Annotated in this window: 18 protein-coding genes; 10 read left to right on the top strand and 8 right to left on the bottom strand. The window is 74.0% G+C overall.

What is annotated here, in order from left to right:
- Positions 1-30: 30 nt before the first annotated feature.
- From ABT160_RS05695 to ABT160_RS05685, 3 genes are read left to right on the top strand one after another with little or no spacing between them, the layout of a single operon-like run.
- Positions 31-1,776: a glycosyltransferase family 2 protein gene (locus ABT160_RS05695; protein ID WP_351643922.1), complete on the top strand. Its 1,746-nt coding sequence runs from the start codon at positions 31-33 to the stop codon at positions 1,774-1,776.
- Positions 1,773-3,872 (top strand): hypothetical protein, encoded by a 2,100-nt coding sequence (locus ABT160_RS05690; protein ID WP_351643919.1) that lies wholly within the window; start codon positions 1,773-1,775, stop codon positions 3,870-3,872. The genes ABT160_RS05695 and ABT160_RS05690 overlap by 4 nt, the downstream gene beginning before the upstream one ends.
- Positions 3,869-4,939: a PP2C family protein-serine/threonine phosphatase gene (locus ABT160_RS05685; RefSeq protein WP_351643916.1), complete on the top strand. Its 1,071-nt coding sequence runs from the start codon at positions 3,869-3,871 to the stop codon at positions 4,937-4,939. The genes ABT160_RS05690 and ABT160_RS05685 overlap by 4 nt, the downstream gene beginning before the upstream one ends.
- Before the next feature lie 261 nt (positions 4,940-5,200).
- Here the strand turns inward: ABT160_RS05685 and ABT160_RS05680 are convergent, their stop codons facing one another.
- The gene (locus ABT160_RS05680; protein ID WP_351643913.1) at positions 5,201-5,692 is read right to left on the bottom strand and encodes a MarR family winged helix-turn-helix transcriptional regulator; all 492 of its coding nucleotides are present in this window, start codon (positions 5,690-5,692) and stop codon (positions 5,201-5,203) included.
- 330 nt (positions 5,693-6,022) lie between these two features.
- Between ABT160_RS05680 and ABT160_RS05675 the strand changes: the two genes are divergently transcribed.
- On the top strand, positions 6,023-7,543 hold the full coding sequence (locus tag ABT160_RS05675) for an MFS transporter (protein ID WP_351643912.1): 1,521 nt from the start codon (positions 6,023-6,025) through the stop codon (positions 7,541-7,543).
- A 37-nt stretch (positions 7,544-7,580) separates the two neighbouring features.
- Here the strand turns inward: ABT160_RS05675 and ABT160_RS05670 are convergent, their stop codons facing one another.
- From ABT160_RS05670 to ABT160_RS05655, 4 genes are all read right to left on the bottom strand, one after another.
- Positions 7,581-8,243: a hypothetical protein gene (locus ABT160_RS05670; protein WP_351643910.1), complete on the bottom strand. Its 663-nt coding sequence runs from the start codon at positions 8,241-8,243 to the stop codon at positions 7,581-7,583.
- The gene (locus ABT160_RS05665) at positions 8,240-8,464 is read right to left on the bottom strand and encodes a hypothetical protein (protein WP_351643909.1); all 225 of its coding nucleotides are present in this window, start codon (positions 8,462-8,464) and stop codon (positions 8,240-8,242) included. The genes ABT160_RS05670 and ABT160_RS05665 overlap by 4 nt, the downstream gene beginning before the upstream one ends.
- Before the next feature lie 16 nt (positions 8,465-8,480).
- Positions 8,481-12,686 (bottom strand): CHAT domain-containing protein, encoded by a 4,206-nt coding sequence (locus ABT160_RS05660; RefSeq protein WP_351643908.1) that lies wholly within the window; start codon positions 12,684-12,686, stop codon positions 8,481-8,483.
- Positions 12,687-12,761: 75 nt separating this feature from the next.
- Positions 12,762-13,538 (bottom strand): tetratricopeptide repeat protein, encoded by a 777-nt coding sequence (locus ABT160_RS05655; protein ID WP_351643905.1) that lies wholly within the window; start codon positions 13,536-13,538, stop codon positions 12,762-12,764.
- Positions 13,539-13,655: 117 nt separating this feature from the next.
- Here ABT160_RS05655 and ABT160_RS05650 point away from each other — a divergent pair, with 117 nt between their 5' ends.
- Complete coding sequence (locus tag ABT160_RS05650; protein ID WP_351643903.1) at positions 13,656-14,201, top strand: GNAT family N-acetyltransferase; 546 nt, start codon at positions 13,656-13,658, stop codon at positions 14,199-14,201.
- A 3-nt stretch (positions 14,202-14,204) separates the two neighbouring features.
- On the opposite strand, the gene ABT160_RS05645 is transcribed toward ABT160_RS05650, so the two are convergent.
- A complete protein-coding gene (locus tag ABT160_RS05645; protein WP_351643900.1) occupies positions 14,205-15,416 on the bottom strand; it encodes a cation:proton antiporter in 1,212 nt (403 codons plus the stop codon).
- Positions 15,417-15,794: 378 nt separating this feature from the next.
- Here ABT160_RS05645 and ABT160_RS05640 point away from each other — a divergent pair, with 378 nt between their 5' ends.
- From ABT160_RS05640 to ABT160_RS05620, 5 genes are all read left to right on the top strand, one after another.
- Entirely contained in the window at positions 15,795-16,439 is a 645-nt protein-coding gene (locus ABT160_RS05640; protein WP_351643899.1) for a carbonic anhydrase, read from the top strand.
- 265 nt (positions 16,440-16,704) lie between these two features.
- Positions 16,705-16,857: a hypothetical protein gene (locus ABT160_RS05635; protein ID WP_351643897.1), complete on the top strand. Its 153-nt coding sequence runs from the start codon at positions 16,705-16,707 to the stop codon at positions 16,855-16,857.
- Between the two features lie 125 nt (positions 16,858-16,982).
- Positions 16,983-18,206: a phenylacetate--CoA ligase family protein gene (locus tag ABT160_RS05630; protein WP_351643895.1), complete on the top strand. Its 1,224-nt coding sequence runs from the start codon at positions 16,983-16,985 to the stop codon at positions 18,204-18,206.
- Positions 18,207-18,281: 75 nt separating this feature from the next.
- Entirely contained in the window at positions 18,282-18,836 is a 555-nt protein-coding gene (locus tag ABT160_RS05625; RefSeq protein ID WP_351643892.1) for a UCP032817 domain-containing protein, read from the top strand.
- Positions 18,833-20,173 carry an MFS transporter gene (locus tag ABT160_RS05620; protein ID WP_351643891.1) on the top strand — a complete coding sequence of 447 codons (1,341 nt, stop codon included), beginning with the start codon at positions 18,833-18,835 and terminating at the stop codon, positions 20,171-20,173. Before ABT160_RS05625 ends, ABT160_RS05620 begins: the two co-directional genes overlap by 4 nt.
- A gap of 93 nt (positions 20,174-20,266) precedes the next feature.
- On the opposite strand, the gene ABT160_RS05615 is transcribed toward ABT160_RS05620, so the two are convergent.
- Positions 20,267-21,013 carry a nuclear transport factor 2 family protein gene (locus ABT160_RS05615; protein ID WP_351643890.1) on the bottom strand — a complete coding sequence of 249 codons (747 nt, stop codon included), beginning with the start codon at positions 21,011-21,013 and terminating at the stop codon, positions 20,267-20,269.
- Positions 21,014-21,041: 28 nt separating this feature from the next.
- Positions 21,042-22,565: an aldehyde dehydrogenase family protein gene (locus tag ABT160_RS05610; RefSeq protein WP_351643887.1), complete on the bottom strand. Its 1,524-nt coding sequence runs from the start codon at positions 22,563-22,565 to the stop codon at positions 21,042-21,044.
- Positions 22,566-22,580: the final 15 nt, after the last annotated feature.

Below are 22,580 nucleotides of genomic sequence, written 5' to 3'. Positions count from 1 at the left end.
CTCCCTCACGGAAAAGGTCACGTGACCCCGATGGACAGCCCCGTCCGCTCCGGTGGGCCAGCGGCCCCCGCCCCAGACGTCTCGGTCGTCATGGCCGTGCGCGACTCCATGCCGTACCTCGTCGCCTGCCTGCGCTCGCTCTTCTCGCAGAGCCTGGGCCCCAGCCGGCTGGAGGTGATCGCCGTGGACGCGGGGTCGACCGACGGCAGCGGGCGCGAGCTGGACCGCTGGGCCGGGCGCCACCCCCGCCTCACGGTGCGCCACCTCGCGGCGGCGGGCGGCCCGGGCGGCCACCACCCGTACGAGGAGGCGCTCGCCCAGGCCCGCAACCAGGCCCTGGACCTGGCCCGGGGGCGGTACGTCTTCGTCGTCGAGCCCGACGACTTCCTGGGCGAGGAAGCGCTGGAGCGCCTCGTCGCCATGGCCGACGCACAGGGCAGCGACATCACGCTCGGCAAGCACGTCGGCGTCGGCCGGCCCGTCGCGACCCGTGACCACCGGCACGCGGAGCGCGTCGATCCGGCCGACACGGAGGTCTACCGCCGCCTCGACCCCATGAAGCTGTTCCGGCGGAGGCTCCTCGTCCGCAACGGCATCTACTTCCCCACCGACTTGCCGCGGGGCGGCGAGCAGGTGTTCACGGCCCGCGCCTACCTCGCCGCGGACACCGTCTCCGCCGTCGGCGACTACGACTGCTACCACGTGCGCCACCGTGAACGCCCGCACGACGGGCGTCCCGTACCGGCCGACGCCCCCATCGCGTACATCGAGCGCCTGATGGAACTCGTCGGCACCTCCGACGCCGACCCGGACGTGCGCCGCACGATGCTCGCCCACCTCTTCCGGGCGCTGACCGAAGACGTCCTCGCGGTCGCGGAGCACGTCGACCCCGACCACACGGACCGCCAGGCGGTCCGCGCACGCGCCGCCCGGCTCTGCGACACCTGGTGGGACGACGCGCTGGAGCAGGGGCTCGCGCCCCTCACCCGACTGCGCCTGCACTGCTTCCGCACCGGCCGCCACGCCGCGCTGCGCAACCTCTTCGCCCACGACCCCGCCCACAGCCCGCCGGCCACCACCGTCCTCAAGGGGCGCGCCTACCTGCGGCTGCCGTACTTCCGCGATCCCGCGGTCGGCCTGCCCGACGCGCTGTACGACATCACGGGCGAGCTGCGCGTGGTGCACGAGCTGGAGCGCGTGGAGTGGAGCCGGGGCGTGCTCCGCCTGACGGGGCGCGCCCGGATCGACGGGCTCGCGACGGGCTACCGTGGCACCGAACTGATCGCACGCGAGCGCGCCACGGGAGCGGAACACCGCGTGCAGGTGCGCGGGACCGCCAACTCCCCCTCCGTGCAGTCTGGTTCACCTCGTCGTGAAACCCTCGTGGCCCGCCGGGCCGACGGTTTCACCGCCTCCCTGGACCTGGCCTCGGCCGCCGACGGCGCACCGCTGGGCCCCGGCATCTGGGACCTCCATCTGAGCGTGCACGCCGAGGGCATCCGCAAGCGCGTACGCCTCGGTGCCAGGCGCGCCGACGCGGTGGACCTCACCGCCCGCCGGGGCCACGTCGTCGCGCCCGCCGGCCGACCGGGCCGGCCCGACCTGGTGGCGCACCTGTTCTGGACGGATCCCCACGGCAACCTCAGCGTGGAGGTCGGCCACCGACTGCCCCTTCCCGACGCCCCGGATCCCCGACAGGGGCGGGGTGGCGGCCTGTGGACGCGCACCGTCCTGTCCCCCCGCATCTCCCGGCTCGGGCGGAGCGTCCGGACGTGATCCAGAAGCTGATGCGGTACGCGGAGGCCGAGACCGTCCCCGGCCTGATCGCCGGAGCCGTGCTCCTCCTCTCCACGCCCGCGCTCGTCGTCGCCGTGCTCTGCGGCCGGCCGGCCGTGTTCGCCGCGGCCTGCGCCGCCGGTCTCGCCGCGGACGCCTGGGTGCACCGCGCCGAACCCGCGCTCGTCCGCGCGCTCGGCCGGTTCAAGTGGGGCCTGGGCATGCGCTCCCTCGCCCGGCACGCCGCGCTCGCCCTGCTCCTGGCCACCGTGCCGGGACCCCACGGGGCCACCTCCTGGACGCTCGGCGGCCTGGTCGTGCTCAACGCCCTGCGCCCGCTGTACGTGTTCCTGTGCGCCTTCGTCCGCAAGCGGCGGGCCCTGCCCGTACGGGTGCGCAACATCGACCTCGGCGCGCTGGACATGCCCGCGCCGCCGCCGTCCGCCGCGTACCGCCGCCACGGCCGGAAGCTGATGCTGTACCTGGACGTCCCCGTCATGTCCGGAGGCGTGCTCGCCGTGGTGACCGCCAGGCCGGAAGCGGCACTGCTCGGCACCGCCACCGCCGTCGCCCTGGTCCTCCTCGGCCTCCTCGCCCTGCTGCCCACGGTCCAGCGCTGCCGCAAGGTCCCCGGCACCGAGCGCACGTTCAACCTGCTGAACCGTCAACTCGCGGTCAACGCACCCGAGATCGCCCTCTACTTCAGCTACGACGCGGGCCCCCGCGACTCCGCCTACCAGGTCAACATGTGGCTGGAGAGCCTGCGCAACCTCGACCGGCGGGCCGTGATCGTCCTGCGGGAGGTGTCCACGCTGCGCTTCCTCGCGTACACCTCGCTGCCCGTCGTGTGCGTGCCCCGGGCCGACGACCTCAGCCTGCTGGAACTGCCGGACGTGCGCGTCATCGCCTACCCCGCCAACTCCGGCAAGAACGTGCACATGCTGCGGGTGCCCGAGGCCAAGCACGTCTTCATCGGGCACGGCGACAGCGACAAGCTCGCCAGCAGCAACCGCGTCAGCAAGGTGTACGACGAGATCTGGGTGGCGGGCGAGGGCGGCAGGGCCCGCTACGGCCGGGTCCGCCACTCGGTCAGCCAGACCGCGATCCGCGAGGTCGGCCGACCGCAGCTGACCGACGTCGAGCACGTCGGCACGCGCCCGAGCCGGCCGGTCACCACCGTCCTCTACGCCCCGACCTGGGAGGGCTGGACCGCCGACCCCTACCAGACCTCCCTGGTCATCATGGGCGCCAAGATCGTGCGCATGCTGCTCAATCGCCCCGACCCGGTGCGGATCGTCTACCGGCCCCACCCGCTGACCGGGCGCCGCTCGGCGGAGGCCGAACAGGCCCACCGGCAGATCGTGAAGATGCTCACCGCGAGCAACAAGCGGCACGGCGCCGCACCCGCGGGCCCGGACGCCGCGGACCGGCTCGCCGACCTGGAACGGCGGATGGGCGCCGCGAAGGAGTGGACCGTCGCCGGGGTCTACGGCCGGTGGCGCAAGGACCGCCGGGTCCTGTCCCGGCCGCCGGGCGACGACTGGCACGAGCTCCAGCGCGAGTGGAACCGCCTCTACTGGTCCTCCCGCGATGACCGGCTCCACCAGATCTCGACCGGTCAACTCCCCTCCCTGAACGCCGTGTTCAACGAGTCCGACCTGCTCATCAGTGACGTCTCCAGCGTGGTCTCGGACTTCCTGGCGAGCGAGAAGCCGTACGCCGTGACCAATCCCGGCGGGCTCGACGCACGGGAGTTCACCGAGGCCAACCCGGCCGCCTCCGCCGCGTACCTCCTCGGCCCCTCGTGCGAACTCCTGGACGAGGCCGTCGAGGCCGCCCGGGGGCGCGGCGGGGACGTGCTCGCCGAGCGGCGCGCCGTACTGCGCGGCTATCTGCTCGGCGACGGAGACCCGCAGCGGCGGTTCAACGAAGCCGTCAACCGCTGCTACGACAGTGCCGTACGGCTCTACCCGCGCGGGGTGCGGGCGCGGCAGGTCATCGCGAGCCCCTTCGCCGGCCCGGAGGCCGAGCCCGCCCCGGTCCTGATCCCCGCGGCCCTGGCCCTCGGCGAGCCGACGGCGACCGCACCGCGATGAGCACCGTACGGGCGCTCCCGGCCTACGCGCTGCCGTCGCTGGTCCTCCTCCTCGCCGCGGCTCTGGAACTGGCGACGCCCACGCACATCGTCGCCACTCCGCTGTTCGCGGCGGCCTGCGTGGCGGCCGGCGTACTGCTCCCGCTGCGCGGCACGGTCGCCGTGGTGGTGACGGCCGTCGCCGTGGAACTGCTGATCAAGGCGTGGCTCGCGCTGCCCATGGGACCCGACGACTGGGTGCACGCGCTGGACGTGCCGATCGCGGGCGCCCTCGGCGTGGCCGCGCACCAGCTGAGGAGCCGGTACGGAACGCGGCTGGCCGCGGTGCGCGAGGTGGCCGAGGCGGCACAGCGGGCCGTCCTGCCCACCCCCGCCGAACGCCTCGGCGGCATCCGGGTCGCGGCCGAGTACCGCGCCGCCCAGAGCGGGTCCCGCATCGGCGGCGACTTCTACGCCGCCGTCGACACCCCGCACGGGGTGCGCCTGGTGGTCGGTGACGTACGGGGCAAGGGGCTCGGGGCCGTGGGCCTCGCCGCGATCCTCCTGGGAGCCTTCCGCGAGTCCGCCATCCGGGACGTGGGCCTGGAGGAGGTGGCCCTGCGGATGGACGAGGCGGCGGCGCGGGAGGCGGCGCGGCGCGGCGGAGAGGACCGCTGGGAGGGATTTGCCACGGCGCTGCTCGTCGAGGTGTCCGCCGCGGAGCCCGGCCGGCTGCGCCTGCTGAACTGCGGCCACGCCAGCGCGTACCTCTTCGGCGCGGACGGCGCGGTGCGCGAGCTGCACTCTCGGCGGCCGGGCTCCCCGCTGGGCCTCGACATGGGCCTGCTCGACGCAGTGGCGCCCGAGGAGGTGGAACTGCCCTTCGACGCCGTGGTGTTGCTGCTCACGGACGGCGTCACCGAGGCCCGGGACGCGCAGGGAACCTTCTTCGACCCGGCCCGCCACCTGACCGCGACGGCGTGGGGCGAGCCCGCGGCGGTGCTCGGCTCGGTGGTGGACGCGGTGGCGCGCTGGACGGGCGGTGCGCGGGACGACGACATGGCCCTGCTGGCGTTCAGGGCCGGCTGACGGACGCCGGCCGGGGCGGCGCGGGAGCGCGGCGCTCCGCGTCAAGGATCCCGGCACGCAATGCCAATGACAACGGCCGTGTGATGAACGATGGTTGAGCGAGTGCGGTGACACGGGGGTGCCGCATCAACGGGGGTGTCAACGGGGGCAGGGCGGCGCGGGTCCGCGCGGGGACGGGTCCGCGTCGCCCTGGATGCGACACCGGACGGGGTGACACGGGTCGCGGGATCCCCGCGCCCCCTGTCACCCCGTCCGTATCCCTCAGTCCTCGGAGACCCTTCCCAGCTCCTCGTTGAGCGCGCCCAGGAACCGCAGGGCCAGGTCCTGCTCCTCGGGGCTGAACTGCCGCAGGGCGCGCCGGGTGGCTTCGGCGAGGGGCAGGAAGTGCTCCCGGGCCACGAGACGCGCGGGCGCCAGGTACCGCACGTGGACCACCCGCCGGTCCCGGGAGTCCCGGACGCGGGTCACGTGCCCCGCGCGCTCCAGGCGGTCCAGGCAGGCGGTGACCGCCCCCGACGTCAGGCCGAGGCGCTGGCGCAGCTTGGTCGGGGTCATGGGGGAGTCGGCGTCGAGCACGGCGGCCAGCGCCTGCACGTCGGTCGGGTGCAGGTGCTGGGCGGCGGCGAACCCGTGCACCAGCGCGTTGACCTCACCGGTCATCCGGCGCAGCTCGACGGCGAAGGACCTGAGGTCGGGCGCCTCGGCCCCGGGCTCGGCGGCCGTGGGCTGCTCGTCGATGTCCTTGCTGGTCACCGTGCCAGCCTAGCGGTCGCCCTCCGCCTCCCGGTCGCGGTCCGCGGGGAGCTCCGGCCGGGTGCCGGCGTGAGCTCGCCGCGCAGCGCCCCGGCGGCGCACCCACGCCATCCGTGGCTCCGCACCCGCACACCCCGTTTGATCCGCCCCGCACTGGCAATCCGGTGCTGAGTACGTACGGGGGCGTCTCGGTGGGCGTCGTCCGTGCGGGGGACCCGGGCGGGCGCCCGGGGTCTTCCTGCCGGAGGATCGGTCGCAGGTGCGCGTCCAGGAGTTCCGGTGCCGGCCGCATCCGCGCCGACGCCGGAGGGAGGCAGGAGGAGGCAGCTCATGAGCGCAACCGCGCAGGGACCGGGCGCCGGTCATCCGACCGTGACGACGTCCGTGCCCGCCCGGCTCGACCGGCTCCCGTGGTCGCGATGGCACTGGATGATCGTCATCGGGCTCGGCACCGTGTGGATCCTGGACGGCCTGGAAGTCACCGTCGTCGGCAACATCGCCAGTCGCCTCTCCGAGGACGGCAGCGGCCTCGCGATCACGGACGCCCAGGTCACCGGCATCGGCGCCGCGCTCTACGTGGCGGGAGCCTGCGTCGGAGCACTGTTCTTCGGCTGGCTGACCGACAGGTTCGGGCGCAAGAAGCTCTTCCTGGTCACCCTCGCCGTCTACCTGGCCGCCACCGCCATGACCGCCCTGTCCTTCTCGGCCTGGTGGTTCTTCCTCTTCCGCTTCTTCACCGGCTTCGGCATCGGCGGTGAGTACGCGGCCATCAACTCCGCCATCGACGAGCTGATCCCCAGCAAGTACCGCGGCCGCGTCGACCTGATCATCAACGGCAGCTACTGGCTGGGCGCCGTCGGCGGCGCGCTGCTCTCCGTCGTCGCCCTCAACACCGACATCTTCCCCAAGGACCTCGGCTGGCGGCTCACCTTCGCGCTGGGCGTCGTCCTCGGCCTGGTGATCCTGCTGGTGCGCCGGCACGTCCCGGAGAGCCCGCGGTGGATGTTCATCCACGGCAAGGAGGAGGGCGCGGAGGAACTCGTCACGGACGTGGAGCGCGGGATCGAGCGGGAGAAGGGGCGGCCGCTGCCCGAGCCGCGCGGCGCGATCACCATCGAACAGCGCGGCGGGATCGGCTTCCTGGAGATCGCCCGCACCCTGTTCCGCGCCTACCCCAAGCGCGCGGTCCTCGGCTTCGCCCTCTTCATCGGACAGGCCTTCCTCTACAACGCGATCACCTTCGGGTTCAGCTCGATCCTGGTGAAGTTCTTCGACGTGCCCAGCGGCAGCACCGGCTACTTCTTCGCCGTCGTGGCCTTCGGCAACTTCCTCGGCCCGCTGCTGCTCGGCAAGCTCTTCGACACGGTCGGACGCCGCAAGATGATCGCCGGGACGTACGTGCTGTCCGGCATCCTGCTCTTCGCCACCGCGTGGCTCTTCGACCGCGGCAGCCTCAACGCCACGACGATGACCGCCTGCTGGTGCGTCGTGCTCTTCTTCGCCTCCGCGGGGGCCAGCTCCGCGTACCTCACCGTCAGCGAGATCTTCCCGATGGAGACCCGCGCCATGGCCATCGCGTTCTTCTACGCGATCGGCACGGCGGCGGGCGGCATCTCGGGCCCCCTCGTCTTCTCCGGCCTGACGTCGAGCGGCGTGGTGGGCGACGCGGTGCTCGCGTTCTCGGTCGGCGCCGCGCTCATGACGGTCGCCGGAGTGGTGGCCGCGTTCCTGGCGGTGGACGCGGAGGGCAAGTCCCTGGAGGAGATCGCCACCCCCCTGTCCGCGAAGCCGTCCACGCCGACGGAGGGCGGGGCCGGTACACATACGCCACCGGGCGCACCGGCGGGCTGAGCGCCCGCCCCGTGCCGAGGGGCCGTCCTGGCACCGGCTACGTCCCCCCGGTCACCGTCAGGAAGCCCACGGCCCCGGTCGTCACCAGCACCACGGCCACCAGGCACCACCAGCGGGCCCTGCGCAGGGCGGCACGGATCTGCCACACGTGCGTCATGGCGAGCAGCCAGCGCACGTACGGATCCGTGCGCACCACGTTGGCGCGGGCCCGCGCGAGATGGGCCCGCAGCAGTTCCCGTCGCCGCGGGTCCGGTTCGTCGGCGAGCAGCCGGGCGGTGTTCGCCGCCACCGCGCGATGGCTCAGGAGGTCCTCGACGCTGGTGGCGGCGGAGCCGAGGAAGTCGGCCGGCGAGGCGTCGACCAGCTCGCGCAGTTCGCGTACCGCCGGGTCGGCGAGGGAGGCCACGGTCGTCAGCGGCGGCTCCAGCACCCTGCTGACCTGCCAGATGGCGAGGCTCACCCCGGTCAGGGAGACGAACAGGGCGGCTCCGGCCACGAGCGCCTCACCGAGCCCGTGGACCTTGCCCACGGCCACCAGGGGCCCCGCACCGATGAGGGCCGCCCCGACCGCCCCGAAGGCGGCGATCATCCACCGTGCGGCCGCGCGGAGCTCCGGCACGGCGTCCAGGGGCGAGGGAAGGGCGTCGAACCGCGTCGCGTCCGGTGCGGCAGAACTGTCCGGTGCGTGCGGTGCGGTCACGGCGCGTCGTCCCTGCCGTCGGCGGGACGCATCAGTCCGCGCGGCGCGAAGTCGTCGTCGTCCGGTACGTCCGGGTAGGGCTGCCATCTGCTTCCGTCGTAGTACTCCAACGAGCCGTCGGGTCCGAGCCGTACGGCATTGCGCTGCACGTCACCTCCTTGCACGTCACCGGCCTGGACGTCACCGGCCTGGACGTCATCGCGCTGGGGTTCCGCTTCCATGGGTCCTCTCCCGTCCTCATGCCGCGCCCTTCCCCGCCTCGGCCTCGCCGAGGACGCGCAACAGCGCCGCCACCACCGCCCGTTGCGTCGGCGTGCGTGCCCGCCCGGCCAGCCCGGCCTCCCGACCGCCGGCCAGGACCTCCTCCAGGACCGGCACCAACGCGTGCGTGGCCGGGTCCCCGGCGAAGACCGTCAGGTCGGCGTGCGCGGTTCCCCCTGTCGTGGCGACCACCCCCGCGACGAAGTCGCCCAGGGCCGGACCGAGGTGCATCGCGGGCCACAGTTCGACCGCCACCGGCTCCTCACCGCCCAGGGCCCTCAGCGCACGGCGCACCAGGCCCGCGTCGAGCGGCCCGAGGCCGTCGGCGACACCCGCGTCGCGCTCGCCGTCCAGCAGCCGTACGAGGGCGCCGCACGGGCCCGCGAACGGCGACGGCATCGCGGCGCACCGGGCCAGGTGCTGGCGCAGCTTCACCGCCGCCACCGAGTTGCCGTCCGCGGCACTGACCAGTGCCGCCACGGCCGGCTCCCAGACCAGCCCCCAGACGGCCGCCGCGACCGCCCGGGCGTCCGACCCGGCGCGCGCGGTGGCGACCAGGTCCCGGAACACCGCACGCACCCGCTCGGGCCCCTGCCCCAGCCGTCCCACCAACTGCCCCAGGTCCACTCCGGACACCTCGCCCACGCGGGCGTACAGCGCGTCGGGGGAGTCCGGCAGCAGCCCCTCCGACCCGAACTCCCGGAGGTCCTCCGCCACCGTGCCCACCACGTCGGCCGTGCGCCCACCGGTGAGCACGCCGAGCAGTGCCGCCGCCACGTGGTGGGCCACCGCCCCGGAGCCGTCCCGGGCATGCGCGCGCAGGTAGCTGCCGAAGTTGGCGTGGCTGACGGCGACGGTCGCGGGAACGCCCGCCCGGTAGGCGTACCGCAGGCAGTCACGCCCCCGCGTGAGCGCCGCCTCTCCGCGCCCGCGCGCGTCCTCCACGGTGGCCAGGGCGCCGAACACCTCCCCGAGGTGCAGGTCGTCGGCCGCCGCCGCGAACACCTCGCGGCACCGGTCCAGGAGGTCCAGCGCGGCCTGTACGGAGCCCAGCCGCAGCAGCGGCAGGTACGCGGGGAAGCGGGCCTGCGCGCACGCGGGGGTCGGTGCGCCCCGGGCGGCCATGGACGCGCACAGCTCGCCGTTGTACTCCAGGGCCCGCTGCCACTCCTCGGCGCCGACGGCGGCCCGCTGGGCCGTGTCGCACAGTTCCTCCCAGACCTCCCACCACAGCACCGCCTCCGCGCCGTCATGGCTCCGGGGCAGCAGCCCGGCCCGTGGCACCAGGACGGCGGCCCGTGCCACCACCTGCGCGTACGCTCCCTGCTCGACGAGCACGTGCAGCCGGTGCACCTCGCCCAGGAGCCGTGTCCACGGTCCGAGCCCCGCCTCGCGCGCGTGCTCGATCTCCGACTCGGCCCAGGCCAGGGCCTCGGCCAGCCGGCCCGTACGGACGCACAGACCGACCAGTTCCCCGGCAGCCGTACCCGCCCCCGCGTGGTCGCCCCGGGCCCGCGCCTCCTCCCACGCGGCCCTGGCCTGCCGCTCCGAGGCCACGGGGTCCGTCGCCCACAGGACCTCCGCGAGTGCGCCGTGCGGTACGGGAGCGCCGGTGCCGGACGCGGCGAGGGCGGCGAGGTGGCGCACCACGGGCAGCACGCGCGCACGCGTCGCCCGGCTGTCGTCCCTGCGCAGCACCGCCCGCAACAGCGCCTCCGCGCCCTCCCACAGCCGCAGCCGGATCGCGTACGGCGCCGCCGACAGCGCCGCGCGCGCGAGGACCGGCCCCGCGAGGTGCGCGCCCTCGGCGGCCGTGCCCTCCCGGTCCCAGGCCATCTCGAAGACCCGCGTCCAGTACCCGGCGAGCCGGGTGTCCACCAGCCGGCGGAACGCCTCACCGGAGCGCTCCCGCACGTCCGTGGCGACAGTGCCCTGCACCTCGTACGCCTCGTGGACCCCCGTCCCGCGCCGCGCCAGCAGCCCGTGGTCCGTCAGCTCGTCCAGGAGCCGGTCGAGCGGGCCGTCCCCGTGGCCCAGGCCGGCGCGCAGGTCGCGCCAGTTGTGATCGAGCACGGAACGCCCCCGGTCGGCCTCCTCCAGACAGCACAGCACGTGGAACAGGTCCCGCGCGGCGGGTGCCAGGGAACCGGAGATCTCCGACGCCCAGTCCACCAGCACGCGCGCGTAGTCCTCGTGCGCGGTGTCCGTACGGTCGTGGTCCGTACGGTCGGCAGTCTGGTCCGCACGGTCGTGCGTGAAGAACCCGGTGGGCAGGCCACCGGCCCCGGCCCACGCCCGCGCGGCCGTCGCGAGCAGTGCCGCCAGCCGTTCCGGGTCGGCGGCCTGGGCGTCGGCGAGCCGCAGCAGCCGGGGATGGCCCTGGGTGAGCTCCAGCAGGCGGGCCAGACGGCGACGCGCCACCGCCGCAGCGAGACCGGGCGCACCGCCCTCGGAGAGGCGGGCCAGGTACGGGAGTTCACGCGCCAGGAGCAGGGTCTCGTCGGCGAGGAGCAGCTCGACGGTCTCGACCCGCAGCCGACACGGGTCCGGCAGGGGCGGACGCGTCCGGGCGGTGAGCACGACCCGCGAGGTCCCCGCAGGGCCGCGCGTGCTCAGTGCGGAGAGCAGCCGTGCCCACCGCTCGTCGTGCCACGTGCCCGTCCGCGTGAGTAGGCCGTCGGCGCGGTCCACGACGATCAGCAGGGCGCGCTGTTCCAGTGCGTGCACGACGGCCGCGAGGAACGGTTCGTACGGTCCGTCGTCGTCGAGGAGGCGCAGCAGACCCGGAACGCCCGCGTCCTCCAGCCGCTGCGCGAACTCGGCGGGAGTCGACCGCGCGTCCGTCGCCGAGTACTCCGCGTACTCCGGCGCCGTGAACCAGACGGTGCCGTCGAAGGCGTGGGCGTGCGTCGCGACCAGCTCCCGGGCGCAGGCCGTCTTGCCGATGCCCGGCATCCCGAGGAGGAGCACGCCGCACAGCCCGCTGAGCGGCGCGAGCGCGGCGCCCGCACGGGTCATCAGGGGCACGCGGCCCACGAAGTGGTCACCAGGACCGGGGACGGCCCGCCGCGGCTCCTGACGCGGCGGCGCGGGCAGCCTCAGCGCGGCGGCCAGGGAGCCGAAGAGCGCGGGCACCCCGGTGTCGAGCGGCGCCCCACCGTCCCGCGTGGCCCGGAGCAGCGCCTCGGGAAGCGCCACGCCCTCGATGAGCAGATGCCGGTAGAGCGCCTGGGACAGCGCGATCGCGGAGTCGTCCGCGACCGGATACCGGAGGGCCACGACGGCGCAGCCCAGGCGACGCACCAGGCGACCGGGCAGCGTGCCCGGCTCGTGCGCGCGGGAGCCGGTGTCCTCGCCCGCCGGGACCCCGGCCTCCGGCACGTCCAGGGCGCGTCGCTGCTCGCGTACGGTCATCGCGGCCGACCAGCACGCCGACAGGGTCACCAGCGACACCCCGTCGGCCGCGGCGAGCAGGTCCACCAGCTCGCCGGCGGCGACCCGGTCGGCGCCTCCCGGCGCCGTCTCCAGGAGCAGCTCTCCGGGGGAGCCGTGGCCGGACAGGTGGATGACGTCCCACCCCTCCGCCAGCACCCGCCGCAGCCGCTCCCGCGTGACTCCGTACTGGAGGGTCCTCAGTTCCACCGCCCGGTCCGACGCGTCGAACAGCTCGGTCAGCGCCATCCGTTCGCGCCGCAGGTTCAGCGCCCGGCTGCCCTCCGGCTGGCTGAACAGCGCCAGCATCCGTACCGGCCGTCCGCGCGGGACCGGTCGGTGCTCCCTGCGCGACTCCTCTGGCTCCATCACCAGGCTCACGCCGAGGTGCGCGAGGGGCACTCCGGAGAGACGGGCGAGTTCCAGCGGCACCGCGCACAGCCGCCGTGCCTCCGGCAGCTCGGCCGGGACCACCACGCGCACCAGGGCGGGCGCCGCCGCCGCGAGCGCGTCGGCGACGGGACCGAGGACCACGGCCGCGATCCACGCGCCCAGGGCGGCCAGGATCTCCCGTTCGCGCCGCACCCGTTCATCGGGCGGCGCATGACGGCGGACGTACCCGGTGACGTCGTGGAACGCCTCGTACAGTGCCGACCCCGTGTCCAGGCGCACCCGGTGACCGGCGAGCAGCCGTCCCTCCGGGTCGCTGAGTTCCCACCGCCAGTCGTGGGGCCCGGAGTAATCGCTCACGCGGAGGCGCAGTTCCGCCGGCCCGCCTGCGGGTTCCCCGGTCCGCGGGCCGCCCGGTCGCACGACCATCGCGGCTCAGATGCCCAGGTTCCCGCGCAGCGTGCGGATGCGCTCGACGGCTGCCTGGACCGAGCGGTACGCGGGATGGGCCGACGGGAACTCCCGCAGGGCCTGCTCGTACCGCTCCTGCGCCTCCGCCACGTGCTGTACCTGTCCGTTCTGCACGAGCCCGACGAGCGCCCCGCCGAGGTTGACCAGCCGTACGGGGTGCATGGGGTCACGTGACGGGGTGTGCCGCAGGGCGGCGCGGGCGTGCGTGAGGGCTTCTTCCAGGACGTCCGCGTCGGGGAACCGCTGCGCCCGGCGCAGCAGGGAGTTGGCCAGGTTGGACTCCTGTCCGGCCCGCTCGTGGTGGCCCTCCTCCAGGAGGTCCAGGCAGCCGCGGTACAAGGCGATGGCCTCGTCGATGTCCTTCACGCGCCCGGTGCGCTCGAACGACTCCTGGAGGGACGTCGCCAGGGACGACATGTGCCGGCCCAGGGCTGGGTCGCTCGGTGGCGAGGCGACGACGGCCTGGCGTCCGTACGCCACGGACTGTTCCAGCAGGCGCGCGTCGTGCTCCCGCTCCCAGCGGAGCCGGTAGAGCATGCAGAGCGCCGAGAGGCTCGAAGCGTGGTGCGGGTCGTCGGCCGGGTACTGGTCCCGGGCCTCCTCCGCGGCGTGGACCGCGCGGGTCAGCAGCCGGGCGTCGCCCGTCTGCCCGTACGCCATGCGCAGCTCGTCGGCGGTCGTGAGCGGGTCGTCGGGCCGTGCCTCGCGTGACTTCTCCGACCTGCGGAACCATCTGGCCACGCGCGCCCCCAACGCCGAATGCCGACCCGGGGATCGTAAGCCCAAAGGACCCTCGGGCGAGCCCGCTTGACGAGAGCGGTACGAAGTCTGTCGTACCCGGCTGGCATGCTCGCTTCCATGACCGACCGCAGCGGGCCCGCCCTCACCCAGCTCACCCGTCCCGACCAGGCCGGTCCCGGGCTGCGCCGGCAACTGGTCGAGTGCTGGACGGAGGTGACCAACGCGGGCGGTGCCGCCGGATTCCCGTTCCCGCCGGTGGCCGTGTCCGACGTGGAACCCGTCGCCGACAAGCTCCTCGCACGCCTGGAACCGGGCCTCAGCCGCCTCCTGGTCGCCCGGTTCGACGGCGAACTGGCGGGCTGGGTGGTGCTCGACCGCGACGACCACCGGCTCGTCGGTCACTGGGGCACGGTCCGCCACCTCCAGACGCACCCGCGCCACCGCGGGCGTGGCGTGGGGTCGGCCCTGATGGCCGAGGCCCGGCGGGTGGCCCGGGACGAGCTCGGCCTCGAACAGCTCCGCCTCGCGGCCCGTGGCGGGGAGGGACTGGAGGACTTCTACCGGCGCCTCGGGTGGCGCGAGGCAGGGCGCTGGCCCCGGGCGCTCCGGCTCGCGCCGGACGACACCAGGGACGAGGTGCTCATGCTGCTCGACCCGCTCTGACCCTCACCACGACTCGTACGAGTCCGCCACCTCCGCCGACGGTCGCGCCCCACGTCCCGCGAGCGCCTTCAGGGCGATCAGCGGGAACAGCAACACCGACAGCATGGCCGCTCCCACCAGGGCGGCGGCCTCGCTCGACTTCAGGACGCCGTCGTCCACCCCGATCGTGGTGATGGCGACGACCAGGGGCAGACAGGTCGCCGAGTAGAGCGTCAGCGACGCGCGTTCGCGCCGGGAGAGGTCCTTCGGGGCGAACAGCCAGGCGGGCCCGCCGCGCACCAGGAGGAACAGCAGCAGGAACACCGGCAGCAGCAGGAGCGCGGACCCGCCCTCCAGCAGGGCGGAGAGGTCGAAGTCGATCCCGGTCACCACGAAGAAGACGGGCACGAGGAAGCCGAACCCCATCGCCTCGATCTTGCCGACGATCAGTTCGCTGCTCTCCGGGGCCGCCCCGTGCAGCACCAGGCGGGTCAGCAGACCGGCCGCGAACGCGCCGAGGAGCGTGTCCAGGCCGAAGGCCCCGGCGAGCCCCAGCATCCCGGCGAGCAGCAGCATCACGTACCGGACGGCGAACTGTCCGCTGGAGTTCAGGGTCTTGGCGATGACCGTGGAGAACCACGGCGGTCGCGGCCTCAGCGCCCAGAGGACGGCGGCCGCCGTGATGGCCGCGAACGCGGCGAGCAGCGCGGTCGCCACGCCGGGGGAGCGTCCGCTGAGGAGCAGGGAGATGGCGATGACCGGGCCGAACTCGCCGACGGCCCCGAAGGCCATCACCACCGTCCCGAAGCGACCGCGCAGCAGGTCGGCGTCGCGCAGGATGGGCAGCACGGCGCCGAGGGCGGTGCTCGTGAGCGCGGTGCCGACCACGAAGCTCTTGGTGCTCTGCCCACCGGTCAGGGCGAAGGCGAGGCCCAGTGCCACGGCGAGCGTCACGGCCCAGGCGCGCACCGCGCGGCGCAGGGTGTCTCCGCGCACGCTGGCGAATTCGATCTCGTACCCGGCCAGGAAGATCAGCATCGACAGACCGAGGTCCGACAGGGTGTCGACCACCGTGTCGGGGTGGGCCCAGCCCAGGACGTCCGGTCCGACGAGGATGCCGAGGACGATCTCGAAGATGGCCACGGGGACGCTCAGCCAGCGGCCGACGCAGTGGGCCAGCAGAGGAGCGAGGACGGCCATGGCCATGATGAGGATGAGGGCCCCGGGATGCGACATGCGTACTGACTAGCACGAACCGGGTCGAAACAGCCGGGTGGCCGGGCGGGCGTCGTGACGGTCGCCCGGATGGGGTGGCGGCCCGGCGGGGTCGTCGCCACCCGGAGCCGTGTCCGGGCGCGAACGGGCCCCGAGCGGTGGCGGATCGAACGTCTGGTCGCCTCTGTGCAGGTCAGCGACGGGTGCCCCGCTAGTTTGGCGAGAATGCGTCCTGTCACCCACGGGTAATGCAATGGCAAAGTAGTCGCAGCGGTCGTCCTGGAGACTGAGCCGCAGGGCGTCCGGCCTCCCCCCACCAGTAAGCCGGCGCCCCTTCTCACCGACCCGACCACACCGCGCCCGGGCCTCGCGCCGCCGTGGCGCAGGAGGCAGGCCATCATGAAGTCCCTGATCGAACACGCCCGTTCGTTCGCCACGAGCCATGTGGCGGACCCCCGGCACACCGACTCCTTCCGGGCCCTGGAGGCGGGGCAGTCCCCCCAGGTCCTGTTCATCACCTGCTCCGACTCGCGGGTCGTCCCCGCGCTGATCACCGGCGCGCGGCCCGGTGAGCTCTTCGAACTGCGGACGGCGGGCAACGTCGTGCCGCCCTATCCGGCCGACGACCGGCCGCAGGGGGAAGCGGCCACCATCGAGTACGCCGTGCGCGTCCTCGGCGTCCGCGACGTCGTCGTCTGCGGCCACTCGCACTGCGGGGCCGTCGGCGCCCTGGTCAGGGGCGAGGACCTCTCCTCGGTGCCGGCCGTGCGCGGCTGGCTGGAGCACTCCGTGCCCCCTGATGCCTCCTTGCGCTCGCTCGGGTGCGCGGCGCCGGACGTGGCCGAGCCCGTACAGGCCCACGTGGTCGCGCAGTTGGCGGCGTTGCGGGGATACCCCTGTGTGCGCGAGCGGCTCGGCGCGGGGCAACTGGGCCTGCACGGCTGGTACTACGAGGTCCACACCGGGGCGGTCGCCGCGTACGCGGCCTCCGGGCGGCCGGACGGCGGTGGTGGCGGGCGCGGCCCCGTGTTCCGGCCGTTGTGATCGCCGCGCAGGCCGCCGTCGGGTCGGGGGTGTGAGGCCGGAAGGGCCTGGCGCCTCCACGTGAAAGTCCAGCTGAAAGGCCTGTCGCGCCACGGTGCGCGGCAGGCCGCTTCGGGCTGCATACACACGTTCGAGTGGTCGAGTGGCCACTTTGCGCCAATCGGCTTGACCATCCATTGACGAGTGATTGACCATCTCTTTACCTTCGGTTCTGCGGTCGACCGAAGATCCACCGCAAGCACGACACCCATCCAAGGAGGTCCCCATGGACAAGCTCATCGACCGGATGACGCAGGACGCCAGCTGGCAGAAGTGGGTCGCGGCCAACTCGGCCCAGGGAGCCAAGGAAGGCTGCATCAGCGCCACGCCGAAGTCCGGGTGCATCAGCGCCGCGGTCAAGTCCGGCTGTATCTCCTGACCCGTCCCTGACCCGCCCCCGACCCGCCCCTGATCCGGGCGGGAGCCGCCGCCGCACGTCGGCGGCGGCTCCGAGCCCGGTCCACCACCAGACCCGCCGTGCACCAGTGATCCAGGGAGGCCCCGATGAGCCCGCTGCCCAGCCCCCATGTCGTCGACCGGGTCCGGGACATCCCCCTCTACCGCGCGTCCGTCGCCCGCGGGGACTTCCCGATCCTGGAGAAGCCGGAGATCGCCCGCGGATTCCCGGACAACTGGATGACGCCGCGCCTGGCCGAAGCGCTCGCGGCGGGCGAGGCGGAGTACGTCCTGTCGACCGGCACCAACCACGCCCGGATGCAGCTGATCCGCCCGCCCTACTTCCTGCTCCGCTCCTACTACCGGCTGTGGAGCGAGCACCCCGACCTGAAGGCCACCTGGCAGGCGGGCGCCAAGCGGATCTCCCTGACCACCGTCCTGGCCACCGAGCACGTCGCCCGGGTCAACGCCAAGCAGCCCGGGGCCACCCCCGGAGAGCGCTGGCTGGACGACCGCACCCTCTACCTCAACCGCACCCTGGACCCGGCCGACTGGGACCGCGAGGAGGTGCGGCGGATGCTGGCGGAGATCCGCGAGGTCACCACGGCCCACCCCGCGGGCACCTACCACCTGGACTGCTCCGGCTACCACCTGGCCCACCTGGTGCGGAAGGTCGACGACTGGGGGCTGTGGGAGGAGTTCCCCCGGCCCGGGAGCATCGTCCACGCCTACGAGTACACGCCCCGCAACGTCCGCGCGCTGCTGCACGACCGGTTCGGCTGTCCGGTCGTGGACCTGTTCGGCAGCACCGAACTGGGCTACCTCTACTCCAGCGACCCGCGCACCGGCGGCTACCGCCCGCACCTTCAGGACATGAGCGTCGAGCTCATCCCCGTCGCCCCCGGCAGCGGCATCCACAGCCTCATCGTCACCAGCCTGCGCAACCCCTTCATGCCCCTGGTGCGCTACCGCTCGGGCGACTGCGTCCGCACCGACGACGGCTCCACCGACCCCGACCGGATCACCGCCTTCTGCGGCCGGGAGAAGGAACTCCTCGACACACCCGGCGGCCCGGTCGCCCAAGCGGACCTCGACACCCGCATCGCCACCGTCACCTCCCGCGTGTTCCTCTACCAACTCCGCCTGGACCAGGAGCGGGCCGCCGCGCTGGAGTACACGACCTTCGACGACGAGCCGCTGGCCGCGCGCGAACGCGAGCAACTGCGCGACGTGCTCCGGGATCTCATAGGCCGGCCCTGCGACCCGGTGCACCGGTCCCGTCTGCCGATCGGCCGCTCCGGGAAGTACGCCTGGCTGACCCGGACCCCCTGAACCCCGGTCCGCGACCGCCGACTTCCCCCGTACGCCCCGCGCTCCGTCGCGTCGCATCCGAACAGGACCCGTCCCATGACCACACGCACACCCCCCGCCCGTACGACACCGACCGCCGTCGACCTCCTCGGCGCCACGCTCCACGAGGAGGTCGTGGAGTGCTTCACCGCCAGGACCGACCACCCGCGCACCTACGTCGAGGACCAGGTGCGCGAGTGCCTGCGCTACCTCTACCTGGTGTCCCGCCACCCCGACCGCCTCGCCGGGCTCTTCCTGCCGGTCGAGCAGGAGATCGACGAGATCTGGCACTTCCTCATCCTGCAGACCCGGGAGTACCGCCGGCTGTGCGAGGAACAGCTGCCCGGCGGCCACTTCATCCACCACCGCAGCATCGCCTACACCGACTACCAGGACGGAGAGCGCCGCCAGGACAGCCGGCGGACGGCCGCGGAGGAGGCCCTGCGCTGGATCCCGCTCTACACGGCCGCCTTCGGCCCGTTCGACGAACGCGCCCTGCCCCACTGGACCGTCGTCCGCTTCCTCCACGAACAGATGGACATGGACCTCGCCGAGATCTCGGCGCTCGGAGCCGAGGAGACAGCAGAGCCCTCCAGTGGGAACTCCCCGTGACCGGCCGCCCGGCCCCGGCCACGGGATCCGCACCGCCCGACGCCCAACGGCGCGTCCTGACCGTGCTGGTGGCCTCGCAGACGCTCGGCGGCGCGGGGATGGCCGCGGGCATCACCGTCGGCGCGCTGCTCGCCCAGGACCTGCTGGGCTCCACGGGGCTCGCGGGTCTGCCCGTGGCCCTGTTCACCGGAGGCGCGGCCCTCGGGGCCTTCCTGATCGGCCGGATCTCCCAGAAGCGGGGCCGCCGCCCCGGGCTGGCCCTCGGGCACGGGACGGCCGCGCTGGGCAGCGCCGGCGTGGTGCTGGCCGCCACGGTGCGCAACGTGCCGCTGCTCCTGTTCGCGCTGTTCGTGTACGGGGCGGGTACGGCCACCAGCCTGCTGGCCCGGTACGCGGGAGCCGACCTTGCCCCGCCCGAGAAGCGGGGGCGGGCCACCGGAACCGTACTGATGGCCACCACGCTCGGCGCGGTGGCGGGCCCGAGCCTGGTGGGCCCCACCGGCGACCTCGCGCACGCCCTCGGGATACCCGGGCTGGCCGGCCCCTTCCTGCTCGCCGCCGTCGCCTACGGGGCGGCCTCGGTGGTCATCGGCGGCTGGCTGCGCCCCGACCCGCTGCTGCTGGCCCGCGAGCGGCAACGCGCCGCGCCGGAAGGACAGTCGGAGCCGCAGGCTCCGTCCGCCGGGACCACCGGCGTACGAGACCGGGGCGCTGTCCCCGGCATACGGGCAGCGGGCGGGGCGGGGGTCGTCACGGGGGCGGCCGTGATGGTCACCGGACAGCTGGTGATGATCGCGATCATGACGATGACTCCCGTCCACCTGACGGCCCACGGGCACGGCACGGGGACCGCGGGCCTCGTCATCGGCCTCCACGTGGGCGCGATGTTCCTCCCCTCGCCGCTGACGGGCTGGCTGGTGGACCGGGTGGGTCCGCTCCCCGTGGCCGTCGCCTCCGGTGGTGTGCTCCTGGGCGCGGGACTGCTCGCCGCGCTGGCACCGCCGACGGGTACGGCGGGGCCGTACCTGGTCGGGGCCGCGCTCGTGCTGCTCGGCGTCGGATGGAACCTGGGCCTCGTCAGCGGCACGGCGATGGTCACGGAAGCTGCCGCACCCGAGAGGCGCGCTTCCGTGCAAGGGCTGGTCGACGTGGGGATGTCGGTGGCGGGGGCGACGGGAGGGATGGTCTCGGGCCTGGTCGTGGCCGGTGGAGGCTATCCGCTCCTGGCCGTCTGCGGGGGAGCCCTCGCGCTCGCGGTCGTGCCGCTCGTGGCCCGGCAGGCCCGCGGAGCGGGAGCCACGCGTCCCCGCCGTGCGCAGCCGTCGGCGACGGGGTGAGCGGCGGGCGGCGTGTCCGCCGGGTGGGCCTACCGGGCGAACACGCCCGCCGCCGCTGGGGATTGGAAGGGGATTGTCGGTCGGGCCAGGTGGCTAGGTCCTGACGCTGACGGCGCAGGTCAGGGACGGACAGGGGGAGGGCGGTAAGTGCGGGGCGACCAGGCTCCGGTGTTCGGTGATCCTGCCGCGTGCGACGGTGAAGAGGTCGAAAACGTCGCAGGCGATGTCGTGCAGGAGGCCCTGGCTGCGGGCGACGACGGTACTGCCCCGGGCGAGGACGTGGTGCGGCTTCAGGTGGCGGGCGAAGGTGGTACAGGCGGGCGCCGGGGAGCCGGGCCGGGCGAGTACCTCGGTGCCGTGGACGACGTCGTGCTGGTAGTAGCGGGCCCTGGGGTGGAGGTAGGCGCCGGTGGCGGCGGACTGGCCGCGCAGGAGCACGGTGTGCATGAAGTCGAGGACGAGGGCGCGGTTGCCGTGGGCGGGCGAGGACGGGTGGACGGGCGGGAGTAAGCCGACCGGTCCCAGGGCGTCCCAGTGCGCGGTGAGCCTGCCGCCCTCGACGCGGAAGAGGTCGTACGCGGTCAAGGGCTGCGGGCCCAGGCCGTGGCAGGTCGCCTGGATGAAGACGTGGCCGCCGTCGGCCATGCAGAGGTGTGGCGTGTAGCGGAAGTCCTCGGGGAGGCCGTCCACCAGAGCGGCGAGGGCGTCGGGGCCGGTACCCCGGCACAGGACGCTGTTCTCCTGGTAACCGGGCGCTGCCCACTGTGCGGCGGAGGCGCTGTCCCGTCGGGCGAAGAGCTGCTCGACGGCGCGCAGGACGAGGTGGCGCGGTGTTTCCATGCGGGTCCTCACGAAGCTGCGGGGGCGGTCAGCCGATGCGGTGCATGACGTGCTTGATCCGGGTGAGGTCGTCCATCGCCAGGACGGACAGGTCCTTGCCCATGCCGGAGTGCTTGAAGCCGCCGTGCGGCATCTCGGAGACCAGGGGCAGGTGGGTGTTGACCCAGACGCATCCGTAGTCCAGAGCGGCGGCGGTGCGCATGACGGTCGCGTGGTCGCGGCCGTGGACGCTGCAGGCGAGCCCGTAGGGGGAGGAGTTGACGCGGGTGACGGCCTCGTCGAGGTCGTCGTAGGACTCGACGGTGATGACGGGGCCGAAGAGTTCCTCGGTGGTGAGCGGGTCCCCGGCCCGCACCCCGACGAGGACGGTGGGGGACAGGAACCACCCCCGGGGGTGCGGGCGGTCGCCGCCGGTGGCGATCTCGGTGTGGGACGGGAGGTGTTCGAGGTGGGTGAGGATGCGCTGGAGCTGCTTCTCGCCGCCCAGCGGACCGTAGAAGACCGCGGGGTCGGAGGGCGGCCCGGTGCGCCGGGAGGCGGCCTGGGCGACGAGCGCGGCCGTGAACCTCTCGCGCACCGGCTCGGCGACCAGCACCCGGGAGGCCGCGGTGCAGTCCTGGCCCGCGTTGAAGAACCCGGCGTCGGCGATCGCCGCCGCGGCCGCGTCGACGTCCGCGTCGCGCAGCACGAGCACGGGGGACTTCCCGCCGAGCCCGAGGTGCAGCCGTTTGACGTCCTGCAGCGCGCTCTGGGCGATGCCGATGCCCGACGGGGTCGACGCGGTGGCGCTGACCTGCCGCGGCACGGGGTGTTCCAGCAGCGTGGACACGGCCAGCCGGTCACCGCACACCACGTTGACGACGCCCGGAGGCAGCACCCGGGAGGCCGCCTCCGCCAGCATCAGCGTGGTGACGGGAGTGTTGTGCGAGGGCTTGAGGACACAGGTGTTGCCGGTGGCCAGGGCCGGGGCGACCTTCCACACCGCCATCAGCAGCGGGTAGTTGAAGGGCACCATCTGGGCACACACCCCGAGGGGCTCCCGCCGTACGTAGGAGGTGTGGCCCTCCAGGTACTCGCCCGCGGTGGGCCCGCCGTGCGAGCGGGCCGCGCCCGCGAAGTAGCGCAGCACGTCGACGGCGACCGCGACCTCGTCGCGCGCGGTGGACGCGTACGGCTTGCCCGTGGAGGCGCACTCGGCCGCGGTGAAGCGGTCGGACTCCTGCTCCAGCAGGGCGGCGAGGGCGAGCAGTCCGCGCTGGCGCTCCGCCGGGGTGGTCGTGCGCCAGGTGGTGAACGCGCGTTCGGCCGCCCGGCAGGCCGCGTCGACGTCCCGCTCGCCGGAGCGCGCGGCACTGCCCGCCGCACGCCCCGTGCACGGGTCGATCAGGGGCGTGTAGTCACCGGTGGACGGGGGCCGTGGGGTTCCGTCGATGAAGTTCTGCCAGGGCCCCTCGACCGGGGAGCCGTTCCCGGCCCCGCACGCGCGCTCGCGCGCGGGCCGGACGGCGGGGCGGTCGGTGGACTCGGGCGGGGTGCTCACTGCGGTGTTCATCGGACTCCTCCTGGG

It is taken from the genome of Streptomyces sp. NPDC001941 (assembly GCF_040296945.1).
GTDB lineage: Bacteria > Actinomycetota > Actinomycetes > Streptomycetales > Streptomycetaceae > Streptomyces.
The sequence above is the reverse complement of the archived record's forward strand: the minus strand, read 5'-3'. Positions and strand labels throughout refer to the sequence as shown.

Coding starts and splice junctions, on each gene's coding strand:
- ABT160_RS05695 (WP_351643922.1), top strand. CDS start 31: ATGGACAGCCCCGTCCGCTCCGGTGGGCCAGCGGCCCCCGCCCCAGAC.
- ABT160_RS05685 (WP_351643916.1), top strand. CDS start 3,869: ATGAGCACCGTACGGGCGCTCCCGGCCTACGCGCTGCCGTCGCTGGTC.
- ABT160_RS05675 (WP_351643912.1), top strand. CDS start 6,023: ATGAGCGCAACCGCGCAGGGACCGGGCGCCGGTCATCCGACCGTGACG.
- ABT160_RS05665 (WP_351643909.1), bottom strand. CDS start 8,464: ATGGAAGCGGAACCCCAGCGCGATGACGTCCAGGCCGGTGACGTCCAG.
- ABT160_RS05650 (WP_351643903.1), top strand. CDS start 13,656: ATGACCGACCGCAGCGGGCCCGCCCTCACCCAGCTCACCCGTCCCGAC.
- ABT160_RS05645 (WP_351643900.1), bottom strand. CDS start 15,416: ATGTCGCATCCCGGGGCCCTCATCCTCATCATGGCCATGGCCGTCCTC.
- ABT160_RS05640 (WP_351643899.1), top strand. CDS start 15,795: ATGAAGTCCCTGATCGAACACGCCCGTTCGTTCGCCACGAGCCATGTG.
- ABT160_RS05635 (WP_351643897.1), top strand. CDS start 16,705: ATGGACAAGCTCATCGACCGGATGACGCAGGACGCCAGCTGGCAGAAG.
- ABT160_RS05630 (WP_351643895.1), top strand. CDS start 16,983: ATGAGCCCGCTGCCCAGCCCCCATGTCGTCGACCGGGTCCGGGACATC.
- ABT160_RS05625 (WP_351643892.1), top strand. CDS start 18,282: ATGACCACACGCACACCCCCCGCCCGTACGACACCGACCGCCGTCGAC.
- ABT160_RS05615 (WP_351643890.1), bottom strand. CDS start 21,013: ATGGAAACACCGCGCCACCTCGTCCTGCGCGCCGTCGAGCAGCTCTTC.
- ABT160_RS05610 (WP_351643887.1), bottom strand. CDS start 22,565: ATGAACACCGCAGTGAGCACCCCGCCCGAGTCCACCGACCGCCCCGCC.